Origin of the sequence: Pseudonocardia sp. (genome assembly GCF_025965585.1) — a bacterium.
GTDB lineage: Bacteria > Actinomycetota > Actinomycetes > Mycobacteriales > Pseudonocardiaceae > Pseudonocardia.
The window spans coordinates 1-5,492 of sequence record NZ_JAOPWR010000012.1 but is presented as its reverse complement, the minus strand read 5'-3'; the positions used below and the strand labels follow the sequence as shown (position 1 = coordinate 5,492).

Below are 5,492 nucleotides of genomic sequence, written 5' to 3'. Positions count from 1 at the left end.
GGCGCTCGATCTCGGCCCATGCACGGGCCTCGTCCCTACTGAGCATGCCGCCTCCGGGGTCCTGACCGGCCGGGGCTCGGAACCCGGCACATCCGATCACGGTGACGACCCGCGTTTACCTGCGGGTGACTCGCGATGACGACGATGTTACGAGTCGCGCTCAGGGGCGGCTCCGGCCGGGGGAGCTCGTGCTCGATACGCAGAGTGCCGTGGCAGTCACCGCGAGGCCACCGGTCAGGGGCAGCGCTGTGTTTGCGTACGTCGTGCCGAAGGTGAGCAGGACGACGGCGACGGCGGTCAGTGTCGCGACGGCCGCCACCGCGTCCCGCCCGCGTGTGTGCTCGGGTGGGGCGTCATGGTCGACCCCCGATGGGTGGCACCGCTGCCGGGCCTGCGGAGCCGGGTCAGACGGCCACGTGCTCGCCGGGAGTGGGCTCGGACGTTGCCACGCCTGTGCCGCGCCGTCCCATCATGACGTAGAGACCGCCGAAGACGAGGACGGCGAAGACGGCGAGCGCGATAGCGATCTGGTTGCTGTAGTCGGCGTAGCGGCCGGTGAGCAGCAGGAACGCCGGGACCCATGCGGTGACCCAGCCCTGGATCGCGCAGACCGCGCCGGTGTAGCGGCTGAGGCCGTCGCGTTTGAGGCCGAGAACCAGGAAGAACAGCAGCCAGAGGAAGGCCCAGTACAGCCAGATGACGCCGAAACCGGGGTCGCCGAAGTGGACGAAGTTCAGCCCGGAGTAGACCAGGGCGGAGATGAAGACGAACAGGCAGAAGTAGCCCAGTCCGGTGCTGTCGAGGTCGAAGGTCAGGTTGAGCCCGACGTAGAGGTAGGTGAAGGCGAACAGGTAGAGCCCGGCGGCGGACAGGATGGTGTCGGTGTTGCCGTTGGCGGTGAAGATCAGGTAGGTCGGGGTGATGATCTGCAGGGCGCCGACGAAGAAGTTCATCGGCGCTGCCGACTTCCCGTTGACCCAGCCCAGCAGCATCGCGCCGTTGATGAACAGCACGGCTCCGACGAACAGCAGTCCCACGGCTCCCATGGGTGAGCACCTCTCTGGAGTACGTACACGGAACCCGGTCGCGGGCCCACTGTGGTGGGGCCGGGTGGCCGCCGCACCGGGCGGCGGGTGAGGTCGGGGAGGGTGCGGGGGCCGTGTTCGGGAGACGGCCCCCGCACCCGGGTGGCGGTAGACGGGGCGTCGGTCAGGGCGTCAGGCGCTGGCCTTCGGCACGCCCATGCCCGGGTCGATCTGCGCGGGTCCGTTCTTGCCGGGCCTCACGTCGATGTCGAAGATCGCGGTCGGGATGTAGACGGTGGAGCAGGAGTTCGGGATGTCGACGACCCCGGACAGGCGGCCCTCGATCGGGGCGGCGCCGAGGATCATGTAGGCCTGGATGTCGCTGTAGCCGAACTTCTGCAGGTAGTCGATCGCGTGCAGGCAGGCGCGCTGGTAGGACAGGTGTGAGTCGAGGTAGCGCTGCTCGCCCCCGAGGGTGACCGAGGTGCCGGAGAACGCCAGCCACTGGTCGTAGCGCGGGTCGACGTTGCCGGGCATGAAGATCGCGTTCTCGGAGACGCCGTAGGTGGCCATGCCACCCTTGATGAGGTCGACGTGCAGGTCCATGAACCCGCCCATCTCGATCGCGCCGCAGAAGGTGATCTCTCCGTCTCCCTGAGAGAAGTGCAGGTCGCCCATGGACAGCTTCGCGTCCTTGACGAACACCGGGTAGAACACCCGCGAGCCCTTGGTGAGGTTCTTGATGTCCTGGTTGCCGCCGTTCTCCCGCGGCGGCGCGGTGCGCGCGGCCTCGCCGGCGACCCGGTCGAACTCGTCACCGTGCAGGTTGCCCAGGATCGCCGAGTCCGGCAGCGGAGGCAGGGCGAGCGGCGGGACCCGGTTCGGGTCGGTCGCGATGAGGGCGCCCTCGCGGGCGTTCCACTTCCGCAGCAGCTCCGCTGAGGGTGCGGTGCCCATCAGTCCGGGGTGCACGATCCCGGTGAACGACACTCCGGGTACGTGGCGGGATGTGGCCTTGCCGCCCTGGAAGTCCCAGATCACCTTGTAGGCGTCGGGGAACTGCTCGGTGAGGAAGCCGCCGCCGTTGCCGGTGGCGAACACGCCGGTGTAACCCCAGCCCTGGCCGGCGAGCGGGCCGGAGTCCTCCTGGGGGATCGGACCGACGTCGAGGATGTCGACGATCAGCAGGTCACCGGGCTCGGCACCCTCCACGGCGATCGGGCCGGACAGCACATGCACCCCGGCCAACGGGGCGTGCAGGATGTCGTCGGCGGAGTCGTTGTTCTGGATGGCGCCGTCGAACCACTCCCGGCAGTCGACGCGGAAGGTGTCACCGGGCTTGACCTGCACCAACGCCGGTATGTCGGGGTGCCACCTGTTGTGGCCGACGATGCGTTGCTCGGTGAACGGCTTCATCGAGTCGAGCGGGAACACAACCTCAGGCATGGCGTGACTCCTCAAATCGGGCGGTGACAGTGGGGCACCGCCGGGCCGGCGCCCTCCAACGGCCGTGCACGAACCGCCGCCTCCCGGACAGGTCTCGGCATCGGGAGGCGGCCGCGGGTTCAGGTCAGGGGCCGGGGCAGGCGGGCGAAGGCCGGATTGGGCGGCGCCATCCGGGTCTGCCTCCGCGGCGCACCCGCCGGGGCGGAGACCACGTCCGGCTCGTCCCGGCTCTTCTCGCCGTGTTCGATCGCAGCCAGGCGCCTGCGGTCGGCGAGTCCGAGCATGGGAGCGGTGAAGACACGCGCCGCCGGCTCACCGCAGTTCGGACACGCGATCGTGGCCGGCGCCGTGCCGATCGGCAGCTTGACGTCGACCGGACCGTCGACATCGCATCGATACCCGTACGTCGCCATCGTTCAACCCTTCGGGTAGTCACGTTGCGCACGCTCTGTGTGTGCCCACCGCGGTTCGCGCGCTCTCCAGCTTTTGAGCTGCAGAGTTGGCGACCCCAGGTGGAAAAATTTTCCTAGGAAAATACTCTCGGTCACCACAGATGTCAACGCGGCGCACTGCGACGCGACGCGCGCCTCGGAGCAGGACAGTGTCGTGGCAGGGGACAACGCCACCGATGCGCGACGTCCGAGTTGCCCGACCTCAGGGTTCGGTGGGCGTCAGAGCTGCTGGATGACGTCCCACAGCAGGCCGTCGGCGACCGCCAGGAAGACCGTCTGCCGCAGGTGCCGGTCGCGAAGTTCGACCGTGCCGCGCGGGCTCTCGTACGACAGCCCCTCGGACACGGAGGTCATCGGCTGGACCTCGACCGAGGCGGCGCGACGCATGAGTTCGGTGAGCAGCCGCACGCCCTCGTAGCACGACTCACCCAGGCTGTTCAGCACTGGAGCGTCCGGGCCGAACCGGCTGAGGTAGGTGGCCGCGAAGTCGAGGCCGGAGGTTGTCGCGAGATCCTCGAAGTACCCCGCGGACGTCATGAGGCCACGCGTGGTGTCGGCCCCCGACGCGAGAAGGACGTTCTCGTCGATCAGCGAGCTGAAGCGCAGGACATCCCGGTCCAGACCCCACGCGCTGAAGGCGCGGTTGAATTCGACCGCGTCCTGGCCGATGAGCAGCATGAGCACGGCCTCGCAACCGCTCGCCTCGACACGGTGCAGCACCTCGGAGAAGTCCGTCGTTCCGAGCGGGACGTACATCTCGTCGCAGACGGTGCCGCCGATCTGCCGCAGGAACCGCCGCGCGGTCCGGGCGGAGCTGCGCGGCCACACGTAGTCGTCGCCGACGATCGTCCACCGTCGGACACCGACCGATCGAGCGAACCAGTCGAGAGCCGGGCCCAGCTGTTGGTCGGGTGTCTCCCCTGTCATGAACACACCGGGACGGTGTTCGCCGCCCTCGTAGAGCGCCGTGTACGCGTACGGGACGCGCCCGCCGATCATGGGTGCGATGACCTCACGAACCGCGGAGATGTGCCAGCCAGTCACGGCCTCGATCGCGCCGACGCGGATCAGGGCGTCGACCTCTGCCGCGACGGTCGCGGGTGCGGTCCCGCCGTCGACAGGGACGAGGTTCAACTCGCGGCCCAGCACGCCGCCCTCGGCGTTGATATCCTCCACGGCGAGCGTGGCGCAGCTCTCACAGGACGGCCCGAAGATCCCGGCCGGCCCCTGCAGCGGGATGACGAGCGCCATGTTGAGGACGTCACGCTCATGCGCAGGCGGCACCGTGAGCTGCCGGGGCGCGACGAGCGGGGCCATGCGGACACGCTATCCATCTGCCGCAACGATCGTGCTACTCCAATCGTAGGGATAGCATTCGTCAATGGCAGCACGACCGGACCGATCCGCGCTGGTCGGCGACGAGTCTCTACGGCTGCTCTCCCTGGTGGAACGTGCTGTCACCCAACGGCTCGACGACGCCCTCAAGGCCCAGGGTTCAGGAATCGACCAATGGCGGATCCTGTCGTTGCTCGTCGAGCGGGGTGGCTGCCCTATGAACGTCGTCGCGGACCACGCCATGTTGCTTGCGCCGAAGTTGAGCAAGCTCGTCGACCGGATGGTGTCGGCGAACCTGGTGCTGCGTCGCTCGGACGAACAGGACCGCAGACGCGTGCTGATCGTCGCCTCTCCCCGGGGGCGTCAGACGCTCGCCAGTTGGGATGCCGTCTCGGCCGAGGTGCAACAAGAGTTTCGCACGATATTGGGCCCCGATGCCGACCTGCTCGATGATCTGTTGCGGCGGCTGTCCCGCGGCCTGGCGCCTGGCGCGACATCGGCTGTCACACCCGTCTGAGCAGGGCCGCGACCGCCGCGACAGCAGCCCGGGTGAAACTCCTTCCCGGAGCCGGGGCAATCATCGGCACCAGATCCGTCATACGCTGTTCGACTTGCTGCGGGCAGGACGGAGAATCGAGGTTCTTTCGGCGGCACGGGCACGATTCATGGAAGCGAGAATCCTCGACAAGGTCGCAAGGGCGTGCACGCCGCCGATCCTGTTCTCACCGAGGAGGCCATCCACGGCGAGGTCGACGCGCGGTCAGGAGTGCGTCCAATCGCGAAGGATCTGCGCCTGCCTGGGCGCTGGCTGCATGATCGGTCGACTCGGCGGGTACGCACCAGGCATGCAGCTCACACTGACGACGTCAGCCGTTCTCACCACGCTGCTCGCTCCCCAGGCAGCAGCAGCGGCTGCCCCGCCGTCCACCGTGCACCCCGTCGCCGACACGAGCCCTGCCGCGCTGCCACCCACCAGCCCGTGCCCCGCGTACTTCGGGCCGCAGTGCGACTCCGTCGAACATGAGCAGATCGCAACGGGCCAGGACATCGCCGCGCTGGGCCCGGGCCTCGCCGAATAGCCGACGCGCCGCACGGACCCGACGCTCGCCGGGCCACCTGTGGGATCACTGGGAAGGCCCGTGCACGCCGGCGAACCGCATCACCGGCAACGCCGTCGGCGTCTCGGTCGAGGGTCGTCCTTTGACGTCTCCGTACACCGCGCTGGTGGGGGAAC

6 protein-coding genes are annotated in these 5,492 nt (G+C 68.6%); 2 read left to right on the top strand and 4 right to left on the bottom strand.

The genetic code is table 11. The annotated features are described in order from the left end of the window. Window positions 1-404: 404 nt before the first annotated feature. The 4 genes from JWR81_RS00525 to JWR81_RS00510 all read right to left on the bottom strand — a co-directional run bounded on the left by JWR81_RS00525 (window position 405) and on the right by JWR81_RS00510 (window position 4,174). A complete protein-coding gene (locus JWR81_RS00525; protein ID WP_297645224.1) occupies window positions 405-1,046 on the bottom strand; it encodes an AmiS/UreI family transporter in 642 nt (213 codons plus the stop codon). Between the two features lie 171 nt (window positions 1,047-1,217). Then, the gene (fmdA, locus tag JWR81_RS00520) at window positions 1,218-2,471 is read right to left on the bottom strand and encodes a formamidase (protein WP_297645221.1); all 1,254 of its coding nucleotides are present in this window, start codon (window positions 2,469-2,471) and stop codon (window positions 1,218-1,220) included. Window positions 2,472-2,590: 119 nt separating this feature from the next. Next, on the bottom strand, window positions 2,591-2,884 hold the full coding sequence (locus JWR81_RS00515; RefSeq protein ID WP_297645218.1) for a zinc ribbon domain-containing protein: 294 nt from the start codon (window positions 2,882-2,884) through the stop codon (window positions 2,591-2,593). A 258-nt stretch (window positions 2,885-3,142) separates the two neighbouring features. After that, the gene (locus JWR81_RS00510) at window positions 3,143-4,174 is read right to left on the bottom strand and encodes a substrate-binding domain-containing protein (RefSeq protein WP_297645227.1); all 1,032 of its coding nucleotides are present in this window, start codon (window positions 4,172-4,174) and stop codon (window positions 3,143-3,145) included. A gap of 130 nt (window positions 4,175-4,304) precedes the next feature. On the opposite strand from JWR81_RS00510, the gene JWR81_RS00505 reads away from it, so the two are divergent. Both JWR81_RS00505 and JWR81_RS00500 read left to right on the top strand, forming a co-directional pair. Next, window positions 4,305-4,775, top strand: a complete 471-nt coding sequence (locus tag JWR81_RS00505) for a MarR family transcriptional regulator (RefSeq protein WP_297645214.1) — start codon at window positions 4,305-4,307, stop codon at window positions 4,773-4,775. 328 nt (window positions 4,776-5,103) lie between these two features. Then, complete coding sequence (locus JWR81_RS00500; RefSeq protein WP_297645211.1) at window positions 5,104-5,337, top strand: hypothetical protein; 234 nt, start codon at window positions 5,104-5,106, stop codon at window positions 5,335-5,337. Window positions 5,338-5,492: the final 155 nt, after the last annotated feature.

Bases quoted from the DNA above. Each gene is read 5' to 3' on its own strand.
- JWR81_RS00510 (WP_297645227.1), bottom strand. From the start codon at position 4,174: ATGGCGCTCGTCATCCCGCTGCAGGGGCCGGCCGGGATCTTCGGGCCG.
- JWR81_RS00515 (WP_297645218.1), bottom strand. From the start codon at position 2,884: ATGGCGACGTACGGGTATCGATGCGATGTCGACGGTCCGGTCGACGTC.
- JWR81_RS00505 (WP_297645214.1), top strand. From the start codon at position 4,305: ATGGCAGCACGACCGGACCGATCCGCGCTGGTCGGCGACGAGTCTCTA.
- JWR81_RS00500 (WP_297645211.1), top strand. From the start codon at position 5,104: ATGCAGCTCACACTGACGACGTCAGCCGTTCTCACCACGCTGCTCGCT.
- fmdA (WP_297645221.1), bottom strand. From the start codon at position 2,471: ATGCCTGAGGTTGTGTTCCCGCTCGACTCGATGAAGCCGTTCACCGAG.
- JWR81_RS00525 (WP_297645224.1), bottom strand. From the start codon at position 1,046: ATGGGAGCCGTGGGACTGCTGTTCGTCGGAGCCGTGCTGTTCATCAAC.